Origin of the sequence: Paraburkholderia caribensis, assembly GCF_002902945.1 — a bacterium.
Classification (GTDB): Bacteria; Pseudomonadota; Gammaproteobacteria; order Burkholderiales; family Burkholderiaceae; genus Paraburkholderia; species Paraburkholderia caribensis.
Map to the genome: position 1 here is coordinate 3088452 of NZ_CP026101.1, position 22122 is coordinate 3110573.

Genomic DNA, 22122 nt, shown 5'->3' on the forward strand with positions numbered 1-22122 from the left:
GACAGCCTACGACGGTCGGCGCATTGGCGCCGGTCGCGCTGGCGCTGGCCGCGTCGGCGCGCCACGCACGGGAGAAGCCGATGCGCCGGCAACGGTCATCGCGAGTTCGAACAGTCCGGCCCACGGATCAGGCGGCGGATCATTGCGGTGATTGCCCGGCGTGCCGCCCGACAACCCTTTCACCTGCCGATCGAGCTTTGCCGCCAGCGCCAGCGCTTTTTCCAGCGAAGCCTCGGTGACACGCGACAACGCAGGCCCGACGAGCCGCTCGCGCGGCCCCCACACGCGGTTTTCGCGCAGCAGCATCGGCAGCGGCTTGCCCGCCTCGACACCGCGCTTGATGCGCAGCAGCGTGCGAATTTCTTCGACGACGGCCCACAACACGAGCACGGCCGCTTCGCCTTCGCCCTTCAGGCCGTCGATCATCCGCGACAGACGGCCGACGTCGCCCGCAAGCATCGCTTCGTTGAGCTTGAACACGTCGTAGCGCGCGACGTTGAGCACGGCGTCATGAACCTGTTCGAACGACAGCGCACCCGACGGATACAGCAGCCCGAGCTTCTGGATTTCCTGATGCGCAGCAAGCAGATTTCCTTCGACGCGTTCCGCAATGAACTGCAGCGCGCGCTTGCCCTCTTCGCCAGCCGCAACGCGTTGCCCTTGCTGCGCAAGACGCTGCCCGACCCAACCCGGCAGTTGCGCGCGCTCGACGGGATCGATCTTCAGCGCGACGCCTGCATCGGCCAGCGCGGTGAACCACGCGGCCTTCTGCGTCGCCGCATCGAGGCGCGGCAACGTGATGAGCGTCAGCACATCGGGATTCGCCGACGCGGCCAACGTCTTCAGCGCGTCAGCGCCTTCCTTGCCGGGCTTGCCCGTCGGAATGCGCAATTCGACCAGTTGGCGGTCGCCGAACAGCGACATCGACTGGCTCGCGCCGAGCAGCGAACTCCAGTCGAAGCCGCGTTCCACCGTGAACACCGTGCGGTCGGTAAAGCCGTTCGCGCGCGCCGTCGCGCGGATGCGGTCGCACGCTTCCTGCGCGAGCAGATGCTCGTCGCCGTACACGACGTACAGACCGGCGGGACCTTTCGCGAGATGCGCTTCGAGCGCGTCAAGACGCAGTTGCATGGCGACGGATGAACGAGAGTGAAAGCAGGTCGATGCTGCGGATCAAAGCGGCGGCGGCGGCAGCGGCGCGCGCGGATTGACGCCCGGCACTTCCTGGCCCGGCGCCGGATGCAGCGAGCGCACGACGGCAAGACGGCGCATCAGCTGATCGACGGCGTCGTTCTGCATGTCTGCGTAAAGAATGTCGGCTTCCGACGCCTTCGCTTGCGAGAACTGGTCGCTATACGTCATTGCGCGATTCAGATGGATCGCGCTCGGCGGAATCAGCAACGTGCCGTCGGCGCCGCGCACCGTATAGTTCAGCCAGTAGTCGAGCGCGTATTCCTCGACCACGCCCAGCGAGTTCAGCGTCAACACGCTGTTGCCGCGGCCTTCGGAAATCGACAGGATGGCGTCCGCGTTGGCGGGCGAATTGACGATGACAGTGTCGCTGCCGCCCTGCACCATGCGCGTGAGACGCGCGGAGACGGGCGCCGACGCGCCCGTGATGGCGAGCCGCTTGAACGCATAGTCCTGCTGCCCGCGCAACTGGAAGCCGCACGCGGACAGCAGCGCCGCGCTACACGCCAGAGTCAAAAACGATCTGCGAGTCACATGAGCTCCTGGTTCGCAGTTAAAGCGCAATCGATGCACGCATCAGACGACGACGTTCACGAGGCGGCCCGGCACGACGATCACTTTCTTCGCCGGCTTGCCCTCGCTGAACTTCGCGAACATCTCGTGCGCGAGCGCAACGGCTTCGATCGCTTCGCGCGACGCGTCCTTCGCGACCGTCACGGCGCCGCGCACCTTGCCGTTCACCTGCAGCACGAGTTCGATCTCGCTTTGCTCCAGCGCCTTTTCGTCGACCTTCGGCCACGGCGCGTCGAGCAGCGTGCCGAACTCGGCTTCGTAACCGAGCTCTTGCCACAACTGGAACGTGAGGTGCGGCACGACCGGGTACAGCACGCGCAGCAGCACGCCGTAGGTTTCGCGCAGCACGGCAGCGCCCGCGCCCTTCGCACCTTCGACCGCGTTGAGCATCTTCATCGCCGCCGACACGACCGTGTTGTACTGCAGACGCTGATAGTCGAAGTCCGCCTGTTTCAGCACGCTGTAGATTTCGCGGCGCAGCGTCTTCTCGGTATCGGTGAGCTTTGCGGCGTCGAATGCACCGGGCTGCGACAGCGCCGCTTCATTCGCCTGGCCGAACGCCCACACGCGACGCAGGAAGCGGCTCGCGCCCTCCACACCCGCACCCGACCATTCGAGCTGCTGCTCCGGGGGAGCCGCGAACATCGTGAACAGACGCGCGGTATCCGCGCCGTACTGGTCGATCAGCACCTGCGGATCGACGCCGTTGTTCTTCGACTTCGACATCTTCTCGACGCCGCCCAGCACGACGGGCTGGCCATCGGCGTTGAGCGTCGCGCCGACCGGGCGGCCCTTGTCGTCGTGCGTGACGGTGACGTCGGCCGGGTTGTACCAGGTCTTCTTGCCCGCTTCGTTTTCGCGGTAGTAGGTTTCGTTGAGCACCATGCCCTGCGTGAGCAGGTTCTTCGCCGGCTCGCCGAACTTGACGATGCCCAGGTCGCGGCAGACCTTCGCCCAGAAACGCGAGTACAGCAGGTGAAGAATGGCGTGCTCGATGCCGCCGATGTACTGGTCCATCGGCATCCAGTAATCGGTGCGCTCGTCCACCATCGTCTTCGCATCCGGCGCCGCGTAGCGATAGAAGTACCAGGACGAATCGACGAAGGTATCCATCGTGTCGGTTTCGCGCTTCGCAGCCGCGCCGCAGGTCGGGCACGTGCAGTTCAGGAACGCTTCCGACTTCGCGAGCGGGTTGCCCGTGCCGTCCGGCACGAGGTCTTCCGGCAGCACGACGGGCAGATCCTTCTCGGGCACGGGCACGTCGCCGCACGACGGGCAGTGGATGATCGGGATCGGCGTGCCCCAGTAGCGCTGGCGCGAGATGCCCCAGTCGCGCAGACGCCACGTGACCTGCTTGTCGCCGAGGCCGAGCGCCTTCAGATCAGCCGCGATTGCGTCGACGGCTTCCGCGTACTTGAGCCCGTCGTATTTGCCGCTGTTGACCAGAACGCCGTTTTCCTTGTCGCCGTACCATTCCTGCCACGCATCCGTCGAGAACGTCTGGCCTTCGACCGCGACCACCTGCTTGACGGGAATGCCGTACTTCTTCACGAACGCGAAGTCGCGCTCGTCGTGCGCGGGCACGCCCATCACGGCGCCTTCGCCGTAGCTCATCAGCACGTAGTTGCCGATCCACACCTCGATCTTTTCCTGCGTCAGCGGATGCGTGACGAAAAAGCCCGTGGCCATGCCTTTCTTTTCCATCGTCGCCATGTCGGCTTCGGCGACGCCGCCGTGCTTGCATTCGTCGATGAACGCCTGCAGTTCCGGCCGGCCCTGCGCGAGGCGCGTTGCCAGCGGATGCTCCGCGGCGACCGCGCAGAAGGTGACGCCCATGATCGTGTCGGCGCGCGTCGTGAACACGCGCAGCAGCTTCTTTTCGCCGTCCAGTTCGTACGGGAAGCCGAAATTCACGCCGAAGCTCTTGCCGATCCAGTTCTGCTGCATGATCTTCACGCGCTCGGGCCAGCCGAGCCCTTCGAGATCGTTCAGCAGTTCATCCGCGTATTGCGTGATGCGCATGTAGTACATGGGGATTTCGCGCTTCTCGACGAGCGCGCCCGAGCGCCAGCCGCGGCCGTCGATCACCTGCTCGTTTGCGAGCACGGTCTGATCGACGGGGTCCCAGTTCACCGTGCCCGTCTTCTTGTACGCGATGCCCTTTTCCAGCATCTTCAGGAAGATCCACTGGTTCCACTTGTAGTAGTCCGGGCTGCAGGTGGCGACTTCGCGCGACCAGTCGATGGCGAGACCCATAGACTGCATCTGCTTCTTCATGTACGCGATGTTGTCGTACGTCCACTTTGCGGGCGGCACGTTGTTGGCCATCGCCGCGTTTTCGGCAGGCATGCCGAACGCGTCCCAGCCCATCGGCATCAGCGTGTTGTAGCCGTTCATCCGCAGATAGCGGTACATCACGTCGTTGATCGTGTAGTTGCGTACGTGCCCCATGTGCAGCTTGCCCGACGGATACGGCAGCATCGAAACGCAATAGAACTTCGGCTTGTCGGCCTTTTCCGTCGTTTTGTACGCGTCGGTGGCGCGCCATTGTCCTTGCGCGGCGGATTCGACGTCGGAGGGAACGTATTTTTCGTGCATGGTGTGATGGGATCGCTGTTCGGTGCCGCTGTTCGGGTGCTTCGGCACCGGCACGGTGCTCTGCGTGATGAATGTCTTGTCGATTCCCCTCTCGTCAAGGGGAAAGGGCTGATTATACCGTTCGGCCGGGTTCACGCCGCGCGCGATTGAGCGTAGGCGATGCGTTTTGCGCGCCGATTCGGCGTGATGCGGGGTGAAAGCGGGCGGCTTGCCGGCGCGACTGGCTTCCGCTTATTGCGCAGCCGGTGCGGCGGCGGGAGGCGTCGGCTGGCCGGCTTTGGTGTCGCCCGCCGGCGGCTCGGTCACGAAACCGATCCGCTCCAGACCCGCCTGCTGCGCCGCGCCCATCACCTGCGCGATCACTTCGTAGCGCGTCGAGCGCTCGGCGCGAAGGTGAATTTCCGGCTGTTCCTTCTGCTTGCCCGCGTCGTTGAACTGCGCGCGCATCTGGTCGAGCGTGATGGGCTTGTCGTTCCAGTAGAGCTTGCCTGCGGCGTCGATCGACAGCGTGATGGTCTGCGGCGTCTCGCGCGCCTCGGCGGCCGCGACGCGCGGCAGATCGAGCCGGATCGCGTGCGTGAACAGCGGCGCCGTGATGATGAAAATAACGAGCAGCACCAGCATCACGTCGATCAGCGGCGTCATGTTGATGTCCGCCATCGGCGCGGACGTCTTGTGCCTGTCGAGTCCGCCGAATGCCATGTGTCGTGCCTCGTTCTTCCTGTTCGATACGTGCCGATGCGAGTTGCCCCGGCGCCCGAGCCTTTCGCGCTACGCCTGCGTCCGCGCGGGCGCCCGCTCGCCGCGGCCCAGCGTGTCGCTGTGCGCGCCGCCGCGCGCGTTGTCGGATGCGTCGCCCGTGGGCGCGCAGACGTACGCGTGCAGATCGTGCGCGAAGCCGTCGAGTTCCTCCGACAACTGCCGCACCATCCGCCCGAGCACGTTGTAGGCAAGCACGGCGGGAATCGCGACGACGAGGCCGAACGCCGTCATGATGAGCGCCTCGCCGACTGGACCTGCGACGTTCTCGATCATCGCCTGCCCGCTTTGCGCGATGCTGCCGAGCGCGTGATAAATGCCCCACACGGTGCCCAGCAAGCCGACGAACGGCGCCGTGCTGCCCACCGACGCCAGCAGCACCTGCCCGAACTCGAGCCGCCGCTGCGAGCGGTGCAGCGCCTGACGCAGCGCGCGCAGCACGCGTTCGCTGCGCTCGACGCGCGCGAGCAGCACGCCCGGCGTCTCGACTTCCGACGCCTGCAGCGCCGCTTCCGCCAACGGAGAAAAGATGTGCTCGCGATCCGCGAGACGCAGTGCCGAGACGCCGTCGGACAGCGTGGGCGCCTGCCAGAACCGCGCAATGGCGCGCGGCCCTTGCCGCTTCGCGCGGCTGAGAATCCAGCTTTTGACGATCAGGAAACACCAGCTCGCAATCGACATCGCCAGCAACACGTACGCGACGCCATGCGTGATGGCGTCGCTGGTTTGCAGGTAATGGATGATGCCGGTGTCTGCCATCGGAACTCTTTGGTCGCCTCGGCTACGGCGCCTTGGCGGATGAGAACACGCTCACGCGGTGTCTAGCGCAAGCCGAGCACGTCCTGCATGTCGAACAGGCCGCTCGGGTGGCCTTCGAGGAAACGCACCGCGCGCACCGCGCCTTGCGCGTACGACAGGCGGCTCGCCGACTTGTGCGTGATTTCGATGCGCTCGCCGATGCCCGCGAACAGCACCGTATGGTCGCCGACGATATCACCGCCGCGAATCGCCGAGAAACCGATGGTGGACGGATCGCGTTCGCCCGTCACGCCTTCGCGTGCGTAGACCGCGCAGTCTTCGAGCTTGCGGCCGAGCGCGCCGGCGATCACTTCGCCCATCGTCAGCGCCGTGCCGGACGGCGCGTCGACCTTGTGACGATGATGCGCCTCGATGATTTCGATGTCGTAGCCCTGCGAGAAATGAGGCGCAGCGAATTCGAGCAGCTTCATTGTCACGTTCACGCCAACGCTGAAGTTCGATGCGAACACGATGCCGATCTTTTCCGACGCGGCGCGAATCTGCGCTTTTTGCGCGTCGTCGAAACCCGTCGTGCCGATCACGAGTTTCGTGTTCGTGCGCAGCGCGGCGTCGATGTGCGCGAGCGTGCCCTCGGGGCGCGTGAAGTCGATCAGATAGTCGGATTGCGCGAGCACGGCGTCGATATCGTCCGACATCAGCACACCCGTCTGCTTGCCGAGAAACGCGCCGGCGTCCTGGCCCAGTTGCGGCGCGCCTGTGCGGTCGAGCGCGCCCGACAGCGTGACGTCAGGATCGTTGAGGACGGTTTCGATGAGCATCCGGCCCATGCGGCCCGACGCGCCGGCGATGGCAATTTTCATGGGTAGTCCTGCTAACAGCGCCTGAACATCGCGCCGACAGGCAGCGCGCCGAGAGGCGACAAAAGAAACGAAGCGGGCTGCGTCTCACAGCGAAGCGGCATCGCGGCAAGACGCATGACGGACGGACACGCCGCCCGTCATGTTACGGACAACGGAATCAGCCGCCCGTTCCCGTGCCCGTTGCCGATTGCGAGGAAGATTGCGACGACTTCGCGGGTGCGTCTTTCGACTGGCCGTTGTTGCTTTCCGGGCCAGTCGGGCCGGTCGGGCCAACAGGGTTGTCGCTCGGCACGCCTTGCATCTGCGGAGGCGGCGGACGCGTGAAGCGGAACTGCGGCTGACCCGGCTCCGTTGAATTCTGTGGCACGCCACCGTTAGACGGCGGCGTGTTCGCGCGCACCGAAGGCGTCGTGCCCGGCGCGGGCGATTGCACCGCGTTGGTCAGACGGTTCGCTGCCTGAGCGGCCTGCGCGTTCGCGTCGACGGCTGGCAGACTGCCGGCTTGCGCTGCGTCGGAGGTGGCCGAGCGCACGGTATCGGGCACCGCAACGGGCGCAGGCGCGGCCGCTGCAGCCGCACCGCTCGCCTCGGCCGTCGCGCTCGCGACGACAGGCGCAGCCTTCACCTTCTTGCCCGTGCGATCGCCGTCGATTTCGGCGAGCAGTTCGAGGTTGGACGGCAGATCTTCGCCGCCCGACCAGCTCGCGACGCGATCACCCGTGAACATCACGATGAAATCGCGCTGCTGGACGACTGCCGTCGAGCCGCGCTTGAAATAGAAGACGTAGTCCCAGCGGTCCGCGTGGAACATGTCGGAAAGAAGCGGCGTGCCGAGTACCTGCCGGACCTGGGCGCGCGACATGCCAACCTGCATTTGCGCAGCCGCTTCCTTCGATACGAAGTTACCTTGAACCACGGTAATGCGGTACGGCGTGATGCTTTGGGCAACACGCTGAGTCAGGCTGTCATACGTGGAACATCCAGCAAGAACCGCCACCGCCGCCGCGACGATCAAGGTACGCCGTACGCGGCTCCCCCGGTTGATCAATAGAGCTTTTGGAATCATTTCCCTCACCGTGCGGGCTACGCGAGCCGCGCGTGTTTCCGTGTAAGATGACCTGAACAGCAATTCACATTACCATTAGAACCCTGCATTGTACTCTAGGGATCCCTTGCCATGACCAATCCAACCGATCTGAAGAATATCGGACTCAAGGCGACCCTACCGCGCCTCAAGATTCTGGAAATCTTTCAGCACAGCCCGGTACGCCATCTGACCGCCGAAGATGTCTATCGCAGCCTCCTGCATGAAGAGCTGGATATCGGGCTCGCCACGGTGTACCGCGTGCTCACGCAGTTCGAGCAGGCAGGCCTGCTGTCACGCAGCAACTTCGAGTCGGGTAAAGCGGTATTTGAGCTGAACGAAGGAACGCACCACGACCATCTGGTGTGTATCGATTGCGGGTTGGTTGAAGAGTTTTTCGACCCTGAAATCGAAAACCGCCAGCAGGCAATCGCGAAAGAACGCGGCTTCAAGCTGCAGGAACACGCGCTCGCACTGTATGGCGTGTGCACCAAGGACAAATGCCCGCATCGCAAGCACTGACGCGGGTTTCCGGGCAGTTCGCGGGGCGCGGCCCGGGCAGGATTTGCCAGTAAGACGCAGAAAGGCCCGGTCGAATTCTTCGACCGGGCCTTTTGCTTTCCTCTGCTTACCCAACCCTCAAACGTCCGCTATTTCGAACGATTCGCGCTCCAGACACCACGTTTGCGGCAGCGCCGCTTCGTCGCAATTCGGCCCGTCGCCGCCACGATCGACGACCAGAAAATCGCTCACGCGCTCCAACGCGAGCAGCGGATGATGCCAGACGCCTCTCGCGTAATTGACGCCCTGCCAGCCACGCGTCGAGAACGCTCTTAGCTTCGCTGGATCGAGATCGCCGGCCGGGGCGACGACGATCAGATAAGGCGCGTCCGACAGCGGCACGAACGCCTGGCTGCCGAGCGGATGCCGCTCCATCATCGCGATTTCGATCGGCCATGCGCGCGGCTGCGCACGAAACACATTGATCAGCGGACGGCCGCCGTGCGTGTTCACGTCGACTTTCGCGAGGTCGTGATAACGCTCGGTGGTGCCTTCGTTGATCGGGTAGTGGCGCGCGCCGTCCAGCTCGATCACGTCGCCGAATGGCGCGAACGCATCTCGTGTCAGGCGCTCGATACGCAGTGTGTTCATGGCCGTCTCCGTCGATCTTCTCTGCCGTTCAGCGCGGGTTATTCGAGTTCGCCCCACAGGCGCAAGCGCGATACGCCGCCGTCCGGGTAAATGTTGAACCGCACGTGCGTCACCGGCCCGAGCGCGGCGAGTTCGGCGCTGAACGTATGCACGTTGTCCATCTGCAGCTTCTGTTCGGGCAACAGAACCGGCCAGAACATCGCTTGCGTGACGAGCGAATCGTCAGTGCCGCCCGTTACGGACGCCGCCTGCAGCGAGCAACGATCGGGGAAATTGCCCTTGAAGTGCGCCGTGTCCACTTCGACCTTGCGGATCACGCCCGGCCGCGCGAGCGCGACGATCGCCCAGTCGTTGCCCGGCTCGCGGCGGCGACGCGTTTCCCAGCCATCGCCCATGTTCACGCCGCGCCCCGGCATCAGCATCTGCGAGGCCGGCCCGAAATGCTGGTTGTTTGCGGCGACCAGATACGCGCCGTTTTCGACAGCGGCAAGATCGAGCAGGCTGCCGCGCTCGACGCGCTCCCAGTCGCGCTTCGGTTGCCCATAGACGCGCAGGCGCGCAAGCCCGCCGTCCGGATACAGATTCACGCGCAGATGCGTGAACGCGCGCGTATCGCTCACTGCGACGTAGTGATGCTGATTGCCTTGCAGCGTGGTCGCGGGGACGACGGTTTGCCAGTCGGCGTTGTCGGCGGGAACGTCGTCGGTCGAATAGCAGGCTTCGATCGAGGCCGCAGGCGGGAAATTGCCCGTGAAGTGGCTCGTATCGAGATCGACGCCATGCACAATGCCCGGCCGCGCGAGCCGCACCACGCAGTAGTCGTGGCCCGTCGTGCGCTTGCGGCGCGTTTCCCAGCCGTCCATCCATTTGCCGTGATCGTCGTACTTGCCGGGGATGAACACGGCGGGCTGCGGGTCGAGCATCCGCTCTTTCGGGGCGAAGAATTCGTCGCTGGCAAACAGCGCCTTCGCGCCCAGGCGCGGGTCGGCGAGATTCATGTAGCGGCGCGTGAAAGCGGGTGCGTTCGGATCGAGAATCGGATTGGCCATGATCGGTTCAGTGTCGAGTGAGAGGAGAGGCGGCGGACCGTGAGTCCGCCGCGTTTGCCATGAGTGGTCGGTCAGATGGCGGAAAGCGTGGTCAGACGGCGTGCGCCGGGTTCGCGTGGCTCGCGTTGTCGTCGCGATCGGTAGTGGCGGGGACGAAGCGGTAGTCGCTGTCGAGGTTCAGCACCCGGCGGGCGCGCGCCTTGTCGATATCGTTTTCCCACACGGCGACGACGACGGTCGCGACGCAGTTGCCGATCAGGTTCGTCAGCGCGCGGGCGATGCCGACAAACCAGTCGACGGGCAGGATCAGCACGAGGCCGAGCACGGGAATCGCGGGAATCGCCGAGAGCGTCGCGGCGAGAATCACGATCGCCGAGCCGGGGATGCCGTGTGCGCCCTTCGACGTCACCAGCGACACCAGTACGACGACGATCAGGTCGTGCATAGACAGCGGTGTGTTGGTCGCCTGTGCGATGAAGATCACCGCGAGCGTCAGATAGATCGAGAAGCCGTCGAGGTTGAACGAGTAGCCGGTCGGAATCACGAGACCGACGGTCGAATCCTTCACGCCCATCCATTCGAGCTTGCGCATGATCTGCGGCAGCACGGCATCCGACGAAGCGGTGCCGAGCACGATCGACAGTTCTTCGCGCAGATAGCGGATCAGCTTGAATACGCTGAAGCCGGCCAGACGCATCACGACACCCAGCACGACTGCGACGAACACGATGCAGCTCGCGTAGAACACGACGACGAGCATGCCGAGCTGCTTCAGCGATTCGACGCCATACGTGCCCGTCGTGAACGCGATCGCGCCCAGCACGCCGAGCGGCGCGAGCTTGATGATGAAGCTCATCACGCGGAAGAACACCTGTGCGAGTTCGTCGATCAGATCGTTGACGCGTTGCGCGCGCGGCCCGAGCAGCGACAGCGCGGAGCCAACCAGCACGGAGAACACGAGAATCTGCAGGATGTCGCCCTTCGCGAACGCGTCGATCGCGGTGTCGGGGATGATCTTCAGCAGGAAGCCTGCCGTGTCTTTCAGGCTCTTCGCGTGCTCGGTGTAGCTGGCGAGCGAGCCGGCGTCGAGCGTATGCAGATCGATATTCATGCCGACGCCGGGCCGCGTCACATACGCGAGCACCGCGCCGATCACGAGCGCGATCGTCGTCATGATTTCGAAATAGACGACGGCCTTCAGGCCGACGCGCCCCACTTTCTTCAGATCGCCTGCGTGCGCCATGCCGCTGACGACCACGCAGAACACGATCGGCCCGATCACCATCTTGATCAGCTTCAGAAAGCCGTCGCCCAATGGACGCAGCGACTGCGCGAAATGCGGAAATAGCGCTCCGATCACGATGCCCGCCACGAGAGCGATCACCACCCGGCCAAACAGCGAATTGAAAAACTTCAACACGGCTTTCTCCCGGTCACGAGTTGGGTCTTGAACATCTGTTCATACTGGTCCGACCAGTACTGTTATGGCGAATAGTAGGAAGCCGATATAGTGAGGTCAAGGATTGTTGGGAGGGTGTTTACCCGGTCTGGTCTGACCGGCCTTCTCGCCCGGAACTTGCGTGTAGGTGAAGGTTTGCGCGCAATGCCGAAAGCCGTTCTACAATGCTGGTCAGACCGCACCGAGCCGCCGCCGACATCATGAAAAACGTGCCGCATACTGTTACCGACTCCGCCATCTCGACGATTCGCGAGAGGATCGAGGGTGGCGTTTATCCTGTCGGCAGTTTGCTGCCGGCGCAGCGGCAATTGTCGGAAGAAATGGACATCAGCCGTGCGTCGCTGCGCGAGGCGTTATCGACGCTCGAAGCGCTCGGGCTGTTGACTATCCGTCCGGGCAAAGGTGTGTATGTACAGTCGACGAAGGCTTCGTCGGCGCATCCGTGGCGTTTCGCGGATCAATCATCGTTGCCGGATACTTATCAGATGCGGTTCGCGCTGGAGGGTTTTGTCGCGCGCATGGCAGCGCTGGCTATCGGCGATGACGATGTCGAATGGTTTGAGGACAATATTGCTTCGCTGCACACGGCGCTGACCAATGGCGAGCTTGATGACGCCGCGCAGTTGGACTTCGATTTTCATATGCGGATCGTCAATATTGCGGGCAATGCCGCTATCGAGTCGATCTTGCGGAGTAGTGCCGACATCATGAAGGAAAGTCAGCGTATGCCGTTCTATCGGCGTGAGCTTGTGCTGTCTACTTATCATGAGCATCGCGCGATTCTGGACGCGCTGAAGGCGCGTGATCCGCATGCGGCTGGGCTCGCTATCGAGAAGCATATTGCGAATGCGGCGCAACGAGCGGGGGTTTATTTTCCTACGCCGCAGGTTTGAGTTTTTGGTTTTGGGGTTGGGGTTGGGGTTGGTCGCGGTGCGGGCGGTTTGGTTTTTTGGGTCTTTGCGGTGGCATCCGCGTTTTGCCTTTGCTTTCGCTGGCATCCGCGATTCGTTATCTCGCTTCACGCGTCGCCCCTGTGCGGGGCGGCACCTACTTTTCTTTGCCGCCGCAAAGAAAAGTAGGCAAAAGAAAGCGGCTCACACCGCCAATTCTTGACGTTTACCCACGGGCCCCCAACGTCCCCATCCTTCACACGCCAGTGCCGTGGTTGGCGCCCGTTGCCAACGCTTCGAATCAACGCCTCACCCACGTCAAACACCCGTACATGAGCCAGCGGCAGCGAATGGCATATGCCGCCCAGGTGGCAAACTGTGTGTAGGTTGTCGCGTCGTATGGCTTGGCGCTCTTACCGGGTGGGGCGCGTGCGCAATCGGTCTGGAGTGAAGCGTGTGGAGCACCGAGGGCCTACACACAGTTTGCCACCTGGGCGGCCGTGGACGGTCTGGCGCGGCGTGCTGAAGCGCAGGTGCGTGAAGTGGGTGAGGCGCTCATTCAGAGCGCTGGCAACGGACGTGGGTCACGTGGTTGCCGTGTGAAGCGTAAGAACCTGTGGGGGCCCTCAGGCAAGAATTAGCGCTGGCGGTGTGAGCCGCTTTCTTTTGCCTACTTTTCTTTGCGGCGGCAAAGAAAAGTAGGTGCCGCCCCGCACAGGGACGACGCGTGGAGCGCGCTAACAATTCGCGGATGCCAGCGAAAGCGAAAGCAAAAGCAAATCGCGGATACCAGCGCAAGGTCCAGAAAACCAAACCAAACCAAACCAACCGCACCGAGACCAAAACCCAAAAAGAAAAAGCCGCCCAAAGGACGGCCTCTTCCCGCTGAACAGCGAAAAAAAACTTACTTCGCGTTAGCGAGTGCAACCGCCGTATCCAACATGCGGTTCGAGAAACCCCACTCATTGTCATACCAGCTCGACACCTTCACCAGACGGCCCGACACCTTGGTCAGCGTCGCATCGAAGGTCGACGACGCCGGGTTATGGTTGAAGTCGATCGAAACCAGCGGCGCCGAGTTATACCCGAGGATGCCCTTCAGCGCGCCTTCCGACGCTTCCTTCATGATTGCGTTCACTTCATCGACAGTCGTATCGCGCTTGGCGATGAACGACAGATCGACGATCGACACATTGATAGTCGGAACACGGATCGCGTAACCATCCAGCTTGCCGTTCAGTTCCGGCAGCACGAGACCGACCGCCGATGCAGCACCCGTCTTCGTCGGGATCTGGCTATGCGTGGCCGAACGCGCGCGGCGCAGGTCTTCGTGATACACGTCGGTCAGCACCTGGTCGTTCGTGTACGCGTGGATCGTGGTCATCAGACCCGTTTCCAGACCGATCTTGTCGTTCAGCGGCTTGACGAGCGGCGCGAGGCAGTTCGTCGTGCACGATGCGTTCGAGATGACCGTGTCCGACGCCTTCAGCACGTTGTGGTTCACGCCATACACGATCGTCGCGTCGACGTCCTTGCCGCCCGGCGCCGAAATGATCACCTTCTTCGCGCCACCCTTGATGTGCGCGCTCGCCTTTTCCTTTGTCGTGAAGAAACCCGTGCATTCCAGCACGACGTCGACGCCCAGCTCGCCCCACGGCAGTTCAGCCGGATTGCGGTTGGCCAGCACGCGGATCTTGTCGCCGTTGACGATCAGGTTCTCGCCGTCGACGGTCACTTCGCCCGGGAACTTGCCATGCGCCGTGTCGTACTGCGTCAGGTGCGCATTGGTCTTGGCGTCGCCGAGGTCGTTGATCGCGACGATCTCGAGATCGTGCTTCTTGCCGTTTTCATAGAAGGCGCGCAGCGTATTGCGGCCGATCCGGCCATAGCCGTTGATTGCGACGCGAATCGTCATGTTCTATCTCCTGATGGCTGAAAAAATTCTTCCGTGATGCTTCGGCTGATGCACGACCAGCCGTCACGCGCGCCGCCGGAACGCAGCGCGCATGACGCGGCGCGCAATTAGCCGAGTGCGGCCTTGGCCGTCTCGACAACCTTCTCGACGGTGAAGCCGAAATATTTGAACAGCACGCCGGCCGGCGCGGATTCGCCGAACACGTCAATCCCGACGACGCCGCCCTCCAGACCGACATACTTACGCCAGAAGTCCGTCACGCCCGCTTCGATTGCGACGCGGCGCACGCCGTGCGGCAGCACGCGCTCGCGGTATTCGGCGTCCTGCTTGTCGAACGTGGTGGTGGACGGCATCGACACGACACGTGCCGCAATGCCTTCGCGCGCCAGCGCTTCGACCGACTTCATCGCCAGTTCGACTTCCGAGCCCGTCGCGATCAGGATGATCTTGCGCGCCGGAATGTCCTCGTTCCAGTCCTTCAGCACATAGCCGCCCTTCGCGATGTTCGCGATCTGAGCATCCGTGCGCGGGTTGAATGCGAGGTTCTGGCGGCTGAAGATCAGGCTCGACGGACCTTGATGCTCGATGGCCTGCGTCCACGCAACCGCCGTTTCGACGGTATCCGCCGGGCGCCATACCTGCATGTGCGGAATCAGGCGCAGGCTCGCGACGTGTTCGATGGACTGGTGCGTCGGGCCGTCTTCGCCGAGGCCGATCGAGTCGTGCGTGAACACGAAGATGGACGGCGACTTCATCAGTGCGGCGACGCGCAGCGCGTTGCGGCTGTAGTCCGAGAAGGTCAGGAACGTGCCGCCGAACGCCTTGTGGCCGCCATGCACCGCGAGACCATTGATGGCCGCGCTCATGCCGAATTCGCGCACGCCGTAGTTGACGTAGTTACCCGCCGCGCCGTTCTCGCCGACGCGCACGTACTTCGCCGCCTTCCAGTTGGTCAGGTTCGAGCCCGTCAGGTCAGCCGAGCCGCCGACCAGTTCCGGCAGCACGGCCGCGAGGCCTTCGATAGCCTGCTGCGACGCCTTGCGGGTCGCGATGGTTTCAGCGCGCTCGTTCGCGCCAGCGATGATCGCCTGTGCCTTCTCCGCCCAGTCGGCGGGAAGCTTGTTCGCCATGCGGCGCTCGAAATCGGCAGCTTCCTGCGGGTACTTGGCGCGGTATGCAGCGAACGCGTCGTTCCATTCGCCTTCGATTTTCGCGCCCTTCTCCGTCGCGTCCCACGCTGCGTAGACTTCCGGCGGAATCACGAACGGCGGATAGTGCCAGCCGAGCTTCTCGCGCACGGCCGCGACTTCCTTTTCGCCCAGCGCCGCGCCGTGCACGTCGTGCGTGCCCGCCTTGTTCGGCGAGCCTTCACCGATCACGGTCTTGCAGCAGATCAGCGTCGGCTTGTCCGACTGCTTCGCCTTCTGGATCGCGGCGTCGACGGCGTCGACGTCGTGACCGACCACGCCCGGAATCACGTTCCAGCCGTATGCCTCGAAGCGCTTCGGCGTGTCGTCGTGGAACCAGTGAACCACTTCACCGTCGATCGAAATGCCATTGTCGTCGTAAAACGCGATCAGCTTGTTCAGCTTCAGCACGCCCGCGAGCGAGCAGGCTTCGTGCGAGATGCCTTCCATCAGGCAGCCGTCGCCGAGGAACACATACGTGTGGTGATCGACGATCTTCGCGTCAGGCTTGTTGAATTCGTTCGCGAGCAGCGACTCGGCGAGCGCCATGCCGACCGAGTTCGCGAGGCCCTGGCCGAGCGGGCCCGTGGTCGTCTCGACGCCCGGCGTGATGCCGTACTCGGGGTGGCCCGGCGTCTTCGAGTGCATTTGACGGAAGTTCTTCAGCTCTTCCATCGGCAGGTCGTAGCCCGTCAGATGCAGCAGCGAGTACAGCAGCATCGAGCCGTGACCGTTCGACAGCACGAAGCGGTCGCGATCGGACCAATGCGGGTTTTTCGGGTTGTGACGCAGGTGTCGCGACCACAGCGCAACACCGATCTCGGCCATGCCCATGGGCATGCCGGGGTGACCGGAGTTCGCTTGTTGAACGGCATCCATGGCGAGCGCGCGGATCGCGTTGGCCATCAGGGAGGTGGGTGCGGGAGACGAGGTCGTCATGTCGAGTCCGGAGAATGGTCCAAAAAGCGGAGGCGCCGTTGATGGTCCGGAAGCCCGGCGGCCAGTCTGCTTCGGCGCACGGTGCGGCGCCGGGAGACGCGGGGCAGGCAGAGCAAACGGACAGGGCTGCGAAGCGGAATATTCTAACAGATAGCCGGCCGCGTCTTCGGCCATAGGACGGGCGTTTCGGAGCGATCCAGCGCGCATGGGCACCCGGCCGGCGCACGCTGCGCAGGCCGTCGCTGCGTCATGCGGCCTCGATCTGCGGCCTGTTCGCCGCGCGCTTGACGGCGCGCAATCTCCAGAACTTTTTCGGCCCTGTCTAGATCCTTCCGTGTGTTGTCGCGATTTACGATTCCGCAAAGCAAGCACGATCCTGCGAAAATCCGGATGCGCCTGACGCTGGAAATATCGCCGCGCGGTTCATTATTCGCCGTTCGTCGCGTATCCAGCGATAAACTAAGCCGATTCTTAGAGCGTTAGGTTTGAGAGTGCTGCAAAATTCATCGCTTCTTCGGCACTGGCCGCCGCGAGGCAACCCTGGTAGCGAAGGCGATGGCATGACGACCCACTGGTTCAGGAGAGTTCGATGACTGCCTCACGCCCCGCCGGAGTGCCATGGCTGACGCCGTATCTGACCGTCCGCGATGCGCGCACCTCGATCGCGTTCTTCGAAGCGGCGTTCGGTTTCCGGGTCCGGGACAGCGTGCACGACGATGGCGCCGTCATGCATGTCGAGATGACGTATCAGGATCAATTAATCGTCATGTTCGCCCCGGAAGGCGCGTTCGGCTCGACGGCGAAAACCCCGAAAAGCGCGGCCACGACGGCACCCCAATCGTTTTACCTTTATGTCGACGACGTCGACACGGTCTATGCTCGGGCCATTGCGGCCGGCGCCAGGTCGCTGAGCGAACCGCAAGATCAGTTCTGGGGCGATCGTTTTGCCCAGATCGAAGATCTCGACGGTTACCGCTGGGCGTTAGCCTGCCACCTGTCTTGAATGAATGAGAACTTTCCTTATGCCTCGCTTCTTCGTCGGCACCCCGTTCAAAACCGACGACATCGTTTCCCTGCCGGATGAAGTCAATCGGCACGTACGTGTCCTGCGTCTGCAACCAGGCGACACCGTGAGCCTGTTCAACGGCGCCGGCGGCGAGTACAGCGCCGAAATCGTCGATATGGACCGGCACGGAACCATCGTGCGGATCGGCCCGTTCCGCGACGTCGAGGCTGAGCCGCCCTATCGGTTGACGCTCGCACAGGGTATCGCCGGCAGCGACAAGATGGACTGGCTGATCGAAAAAGCGACCGAACTCGGCGCGTCCGAATTCGTGCCGCTCACGACCACGCGCAGCGTCGTGCGACTGTCCGGCGAGCGCGCGCAACGCAGGCAGGTTCATTGGCAGCGGATCGTGCAGGCGTCGTGCGAGCAATGCGGGCGCAACCGCCTGCCGGAAGTGATGCCGACACGCGAACTCGCCACGTGGCTCGGCTCGATGCCGAAGCAACCCGCCGACGGCGAGTTGCGCCTGCTGCTGTCGCCGCGCGCGAGCGTGCCGTTCTCCGCCTTGCCCAGCGAGCCGCCGACCGTCCGCGCGCTGATCCTGGTCGGCCCGGAAGGCGGCTTCTCCGCTGCCGAAGAAGCGGCGGCGGCGAGCCACGGTTTTACGTCCGTCGGTCTCGGCCCGCGCGTGCTGCGCACCGAGACAGCCGGGATCGCCGTGCTGTCCGCGCTGGCCGCACGCTGGGGCGGCTGGTAAGCGGCGCGTCTCGCGGCGCCTTCCTCCGAAGAAAGCCATCACCTGAATGCAAAAGGCCCGCCAATTGGCGGGCCTTTCTTATTTTCAGATCAAACACTCAGGCAAACGAGTAAAACACCCGGAACGCCACCTTGCGCTCCGCCCAGAACTCTGCGGCCTCGCGGAACACGTCGAGCAGCGTTTCACGTGCTTCCTTGTCGAATTTGATCGCGATCGGCAGCGCTTCGAGCACGATGACGAATCCCGGTTGCGAGCCGGCCTTATGAACGAGATCGGTCAGCGAGTCGTACAGCGCGTCGTAATTCTTGCCGAAATGCTTCGGAAACAGGAACGACGTCGCGATGGTTTCCATCACTTCCTGCTTCGACTGGGCGTTGCCCACAAATGCATAGAGGAAATGCTGACCGAGCCGAGCCGCTTCGTCGGCGAGATCCTGCACGCGGAACGCGCGGATCGACTGCACGATGTTCGGTCGTACGGTCTGGAAAAGACTCATGCGCTCCTCTTCCGATGAAAGGCCCGTACTGGCTTCGTTCTGGACGTCACGGACCTGGCCGGCATCGCGCATCTGCATGACGCGCTGGAACATATTGCCGTCGCCGGCCGCGAGAAAATCCGTCGCGACTTTCGAGTCGTGCGCGTAGACGTTGTCGCTCATGCCGATTATCCCGATGTCATTCAATAATGCGATTAAAACTGGCGTAGTGGTCGTCTGAGTAGTAGCAATTGGCGGTCCGCCTGAGCGGCCCCCCACAGACGATGCGCCGTGCGCCGCGATCGCGGGCGCCTGGCGTGGGAACGGTGTATTCGTGGTAATAGCCGCGCCGGTGCGGCGGCAGCAACCGCTCACGATTGCCGAATACGACGCCGTCCTTCTCATACGGATAAGGCCCGCCAGCTGCAATCAAGTTCAATGTGCTGACGGCTTGCGGCGGCAATTGCGCCACCGCGATCGTGCCTCCCGCCTGCCCCTGCTGCGCTTCCCGGGCCAGGGCGCCCGCCGGAAAGCCGCCTGATCCAACGACCAGGCCGCCAACCGTCAAGGCGGCGATCAGCACGCCGTCGCGGAGCCACTTGCGTGCCATGAGTCCAGGATTCCCGCTGTTAACTAACGAGTTTGACGACCATGAAAGTCGTAAGGGTATCGCTAATGTCTTTTGGAATCAATGTTCATTAGTCGGACGAAAGGTCGTCCAGGCGAAAACCGGCAGGGCGCCGACGCCAGATATGACACATTTTGACAGAGATTTTAGCCCGATTGAGATAAAGTGATCTCAAGGCAAGATGTTGGACGGCGTTCATGCCTCGTCGTCCGGACAGTTCGCACAACCGATTCACGTCAAGCATCTGCCTTTTTGCGGGATGGCTAATCCCCAGCCATTGCTCGAAGGCGTGCCCATCGCGGGCACGCCTCTTTTTTTGCCTGCGCGAGCTAAAAACCAACAGCTCGCGCCGAAACAATCGCAGATTTAACGCGTTGCGTTCACATCGGCGACGAGCAGCGCCGTCATGTTGACGATCCGGCGAACGGTTGCCGACGGCGTCAGCACATGCACCGGCTGCGCCGCGCCGAGCAGGATCGGCCCGATCGCGATGTTGTTGCCGGCTGCCGTCTTCAGCAGGTTGTACGAGATGTTGGCGGCGTCGATATTCGGCAGCACCAGCAGGTTCGCGTCGCCTTCCAGCGTCGAATCCGCGAGGATTTCCTTGCGCAGGTTCGCGTCGAGTGCCAGGTCGCCGTGCATTTCGCCGTCCACCTGCAGATGCGGTGCACGTTCCTGCAAGATAGCCAGCACATCGCGCATTTTCTGCGCAGAAGGCGCGTTGCTCGTGCCGAAGTTCGAGTGCGACAGCAGCGCGATCTTCGGTTCGATGCCGAAGCGCCGCACTTCTTCCGCCGCCATGATCGTGATCTCGGCCAGCTCCTCCGCCGTCGGATCGACGTTCACGTGCGTATCGACGAGGAAAATCTGGCGGTTCGGCAGCACCAATGCGTTCATTGCCGCGTAGACCTTCGCGCCTTCCTTCTTGCCGATCACCTGATCGATGAAGTGCAGGTGGCGGTGGGTCGTGCTGACCGTGCCGCAGATCATGCCGTCGGCGTGGCCCTTCTTCACCAGCATCGAGCCGATCAGCGTCGTGCGGCGGCGCATTTCCAGCTTCGCCATCTGCTCCGTGAAGCCCTTGCGCGACATCATCTTGTGATAGGTCTGCCAGAAGTCGCGGTAGCGTTCGTCGTGGTCGGTGTTGACGATCGTATAGTCCTGGCCATTGACGAGACGCAGGCCATACTTCGCGATGCGTTGCTCGATCACAGCCGGACGGCCGATCAGAATCGGCTTCGCCAGCTTTTCGTCGACGGCGATCTGCACCGCGCGCAGCACGCGCTCTTCCTCGCCCTCGGCGAACACAATGCGCTTCTTCTCCGGCTCGACGCCACGCGCGAGCTGGAAGATCGGCTTCATCGTCGTGCCGCTGTGGTAGACGAACTGCTGCAGATGCTGCTTGTACGCCTCCATGTCTTCGATCGGACGCGTGGCGACGCCGGCATCCATCGCAGCCTGCGCAACGGCGGGCGCGATCTGAACGATCAGGCGGGGATCGAAAGGCTTCGGAATCAGATACTCCGGACCGAACGACAGGTCCTGAATGCCGTAAGCCGTCGCGACGATGTCGGATTGTTCCTGGCGCGCCAGTTCCGCGATCGCGTTGACTGCGGCAATTTCCATTTCCTTCGTAATCACCGTCGCGCCGACGTCGAGCGCGCCGCGGAAGATGAACGGGAAACACAGAACGTTATTGACCTGGTTCGGATAGTCGGTGCGGCCCGTCGCGAGCACGGCGTCGGGGCGCACTTCGAGCGCGAGTTCCGGCAGGATTTCCGGCGTCGGGTTGGCGAGCGCGAGAATCAGCGGCTTGTCGGCCATCTGCTTGACCATGTCCTGCTTGAGCACGCCGCCCGCCGACAGGCCAAGGAACACATCCGCTCCGCCCATCACTTCCGACAGCGTGCGCGCGTCCGTCTCACGAGCAAACCGCTCCTTGTCCGGGTCCATCAGTTCCGTGCGGCCCTTGTAGACGACACCGGCCAGGTCGGTCACGTAGATGTTCTCGATCGGCATGCCGAGATCGACCAGCAGGTTCAGACACGCCAGCGACGCAGCGCCCGCGCCCGACGCGACCAGCTTCACTTCCTTGATGCTCTTGCCGACAACCTTCAGCCCGTTCGTGACAGCCGCCGCGACGACGATCGCCGTGCCGTGCTGGTCGTCGTGGAAAACGGGAATCTTCATGCGCTTGCGGCATTCGCGTTCGACGATGAAGCAGTCCGGCGCCTTGATGTCTTCAAGGTTGATGCCGCCGAAGGTCGGCTCGAGCGCCGCGATCACCTCGACCAGCTTGTGCGGGTCCGACTCGTTCAGCTCGATGTCGAACACGTCGATACCGGCGAATTTCTTGAACAGGACGGCCTTGCCCTCCATGACCGGCTTCGACGCGAGCGGCCCGATGTTGCCCAGGCCGAGCACCGCGGTGCCGTTCGACACGACGCCGACCAGGTTGCTGCGCGCCGTGAAGCGCGCCGCATTCAGCGGGTTTTCGACGATCGCCTCGCACGCGAACGCAACGCCAGGCGAGTACGCCAGCGCGAGGTCGCGCTGGTTGATCATCTGCTTGGTCGGGGCGATCGCGATCTTCCCGGGGGTCGGGAATTCGTGATAATCGAGTGCGGCTTCACGGAGTTTGATATTGACGGGAGTCGACATAAGCGGACTTGGAAGTGCGGATTAGAATAGATGTTCGATCGCATTGTAGCGCCAATCCCAAAAGTCGAACCCTGCAATCCGGGTGCAAGTGCCGCGACCGAAACAGCGTGAAAGGAAAGCACACCGTTTTGTCGGCTCCCGCGCCGCGACTACAATGCGCGCCTTTAGCATCGTGTTAGC

Annotated in this window: 19 protein-coding genes; 4 read left to right on the plus strand and 15 right to left on the minus strand. The window is 63.1% G+C overall.

Annotated features, from left to right (window positions below):
- Positions 1-6: 6 nt before the first annotated feature.
- The 7 genes from holA to C2L66_RS13675 all read right to left on the minus strand — a co-directional run bounded on the left by holA (position 7) and on the right by C2L66_RS13675 (position 7806).
- A complete protein-coding gene (holA, locus tag C2L66_RS13645; RefSeq protein WP_060599680.1) occupies positions 7-1131 on the minus strand; it encodes a DNA polymerase III subunit delta in 1125 nt (374 codons plus the stop codon).
- 42 nt (positions 1132-1173) lie between these two features.
- On the minus strand, positions 1174-1725 hold the full coding sequence (locus C2L66_RS13650) for an LPS-assembly lipoprotein LptE (RefSeq protein WP_054928980.1): 552 nt from the start codon (positions 1723-1725) through the stop codon (positions 1174-1176).
- A gap of 42 nt (positions 1726-1767) precedes the next feature.
- Entirely contained in the window at positions 1768-4362 is a 2595-nt protein-coding gene (leuS, locus tag C2L66_RS13655) for a leucine--tRNA ligase (protein WP_054928990.1), read from the minus strand.
- Positions 4363-4593: 231 nt separating this feature from the next.
- Complete coding sequence (locus C2L66_RS13660; RefSeq protein WP_060599679.1) at positions 4594-5064, minus strand: ExbD/TolR family protein; 471 nt, start codon at positions 5062-5064, stop codon at positions 4594-4596.
- 69 nt (positions 5065-5133) lie between these two features.
- Positions 5134-5880, minus strand: a complete 747-nt coding sequence (locus C2L66_RS13665; protein WP_060599678.1) for a MotA/TolQ/ExbB proton channel family protein — start codon at positions 5878-5880, stop codon at positions 5134-5136.
- A 62-nt stretch (positions 5881-5942) separates the two neighbouring features.
- Complete coding sequence (gene dapB, locus C2L66_RS13670; RefSeq protein WP_060599677.1) at positions 5943-6740, minus strand: 4-hydroxy-tetrahydrodipicolinate reductase; 798 nt, start codon at positions 6738-6740, stop codon at positions 5943-5945.
- Between the two features lie 157 nt (positions 6741-6897).
- The gene (locus C2L66_RS13675; protein WP_054928984.1) at positions 6898-7806 is read right to left on the minus strand and encodes an outer membrane protein assembly factor BamE; all 909 of its coding nucleotides are present in this window, start codon (positions 7804-7806) and stop codon (positions 6898-6900) included.
- Positions 7807-7917: 111 nt separating this feature from the next.
- Between C2L66_RS13675 and fur the strand changes: the two genes are divergently transcribed.
- Positions 7918-8346, plus strand: coding sequence for a ferric iron uptake transcriptional regulator (gene fur / locus C2L66_RS13680; RefSeq protein WP_054928985.1), 429 nt, complete (start codon positions 7918-7920; stop codon positions 8344-8346).
- A gap of 117 nt (positions 8347-8463) precedes the next feature.
- On the opposite strand, the gene C2L66_RS13685 is transcribed toward fur, so the two are convergent.
- The 3 genes from C2L66_RS13685 to C2L66_RS13695 form a co-directional block, all read right to left on the minus strand.
- Positions 8464-8976: an ureidoglycolate lyase gene (locus C2L66_RS13685; RefSeq protein WP_060599676.1), complete on the minus strand. Its 513-nt coding sequence runs from the start codon at positions 8974-8976 to the stop codon at positions 8464-8466.
- A 38-nt stretch (positions 8977-9014) separates the two neighbouring features.
- Positions 9015-10025 carry an allantoicase gene (gene alc, locus C2L66_RS13690; protein ID WP_060599675.1) on the minus strand — a complete coding sequence of 337 codons (1011 nt, stop codon included), beginning with the start codon at positions 10023-10025 and terminating at the stop codon, positions 9015-9017.
- 91 nt (positions 10026-10116) lie between these two features.
- On the minus strand, positions 10117-11445 hold the full coding sequence (locus tag C2L66_RS13695) for a C4-dicarboxylate transporter DctA (protein WP_060599674.1): 1329 nt from the start codon (positions 11443-11445) through the stop codon (positions 10117-10119).
- Positions 11446-11684: 239 nt separating this feature from the next.
- Here C2L66_RS13695 and C2L66_RS13700 point away from each other — a divergent pair, with 239 nt between their 5' ends.
- On the plus strand, positions 11685-12377 hold the full coding sequence (locus C2L66_RS13700; RefSeq protein WP_036002602.1) for a FadR/GntR family transcriptional regulator: 693 nt from the start codon (positions 11685-11687) through the stop codon (positions 12375-12377).
- A gap of 901 nt (positions 12378-13278) precedes the next feature.
- On the opposite strand, the gene gap is transcribed toward C2L66_RS13700, so the two are convergent.
- Together gap and tkt are read right to left on the minus strand one after the other, a co-directional pair.
- A complete protein-coding gene (gap, locus tag C2L66_RS13705) occupies positions 13279-14289 on the minus strand; it encodes a type I glyceraldehyde-3-phosphate dehydrogenase (RefSeq protein ID WP_036002599.1) in 1011 nt (336 codons plus the stop codon).
- A gap of 107 nt (positions 14290-14396) precedes the next feature.
- Complete coding sequence (gene tkt / locus C2L66_RS13710; protein WP_054928992.1) at positions 14397-16415, minus strand: transketolase; 2019 nt, start codon at positions 16413-16415, stop codon at positions 14397-14399.
- Positions 16416-17004: 589 nt separating this feature from the next.
- Here tkt and C2L66_RS13715 point away from each other — a divergent pair.
- Together C2L66_RS13715 and C2L66_RS13720 are read left to right on the plus strand one after the other, a co-directional pair.
- Complete coding sequence (locus C2L66_RS13715) at positions 17005-17418, plus strand: VOC family protein (RefSeq protein WP_054928993.1); 414 nt, start codon at positions 17005-17007, stop codon at positions 17416-17418.
- Positions 17419-17437: 19 nt separating this feature from the next.
- A complete protein-coding gene (locus C2L66_RS13720) occupies positions 17438-18178 on the plus strand; it encodes a 16S rRNA (uracil(1498)-N(3))-methyltransferase (protein ID WP_054928994.1) in 741 nt (246 codons plus the stop codon).
- 97 nt (positions 18179-18275) lie between these two features.
- On the opposite strand, the gene C2L66_RS13725 is transcribed toward C2L66_RS13720, so the two are convergent.
- The 3 genes from C2L66_RS13725 to C2L66_RS13735 all read right to left on the minus strand — a co-directional run bounded on the left by C2L66_RS13725 (position 18276) and on the right by C2L66_RS13735 (position 21942).
- Entirely contained in the window at positions 18276-18836 is a 561-nt protein-coding gene (locus tag C2L66_RS13725; protein WP_054928995.1) for a barstar family protein, read from the minus strand.
- Between the two features lie 16 nt (positions 18837-18852).
- The gene (locus C2L66_RS13730; RefSeq protein WP_060599673.1) at positions 18853-19263 is read right to left on the minus strand and encodes a ribonuclease; all 411 of its coding nucleotides are present in this window, start codon (positions 19261-19263) and stop codon (positions 18853-18855) included.
- A gap of 384 nt (positions 19264-19647) precedes the next feature.
- Positions 19648-21942, minus strand: a complete 2295-nt coding sequence (locus C2L66_RS13735) for an NADP-dependent malic enzyme (RefSeq protein ID WP_054928997.1) — start codon at positions 21940-21942, stop codon at positions 19648-19650.
- Between the last annotated feature and the right edge of the window lie 180 nt (positions 21943-22122).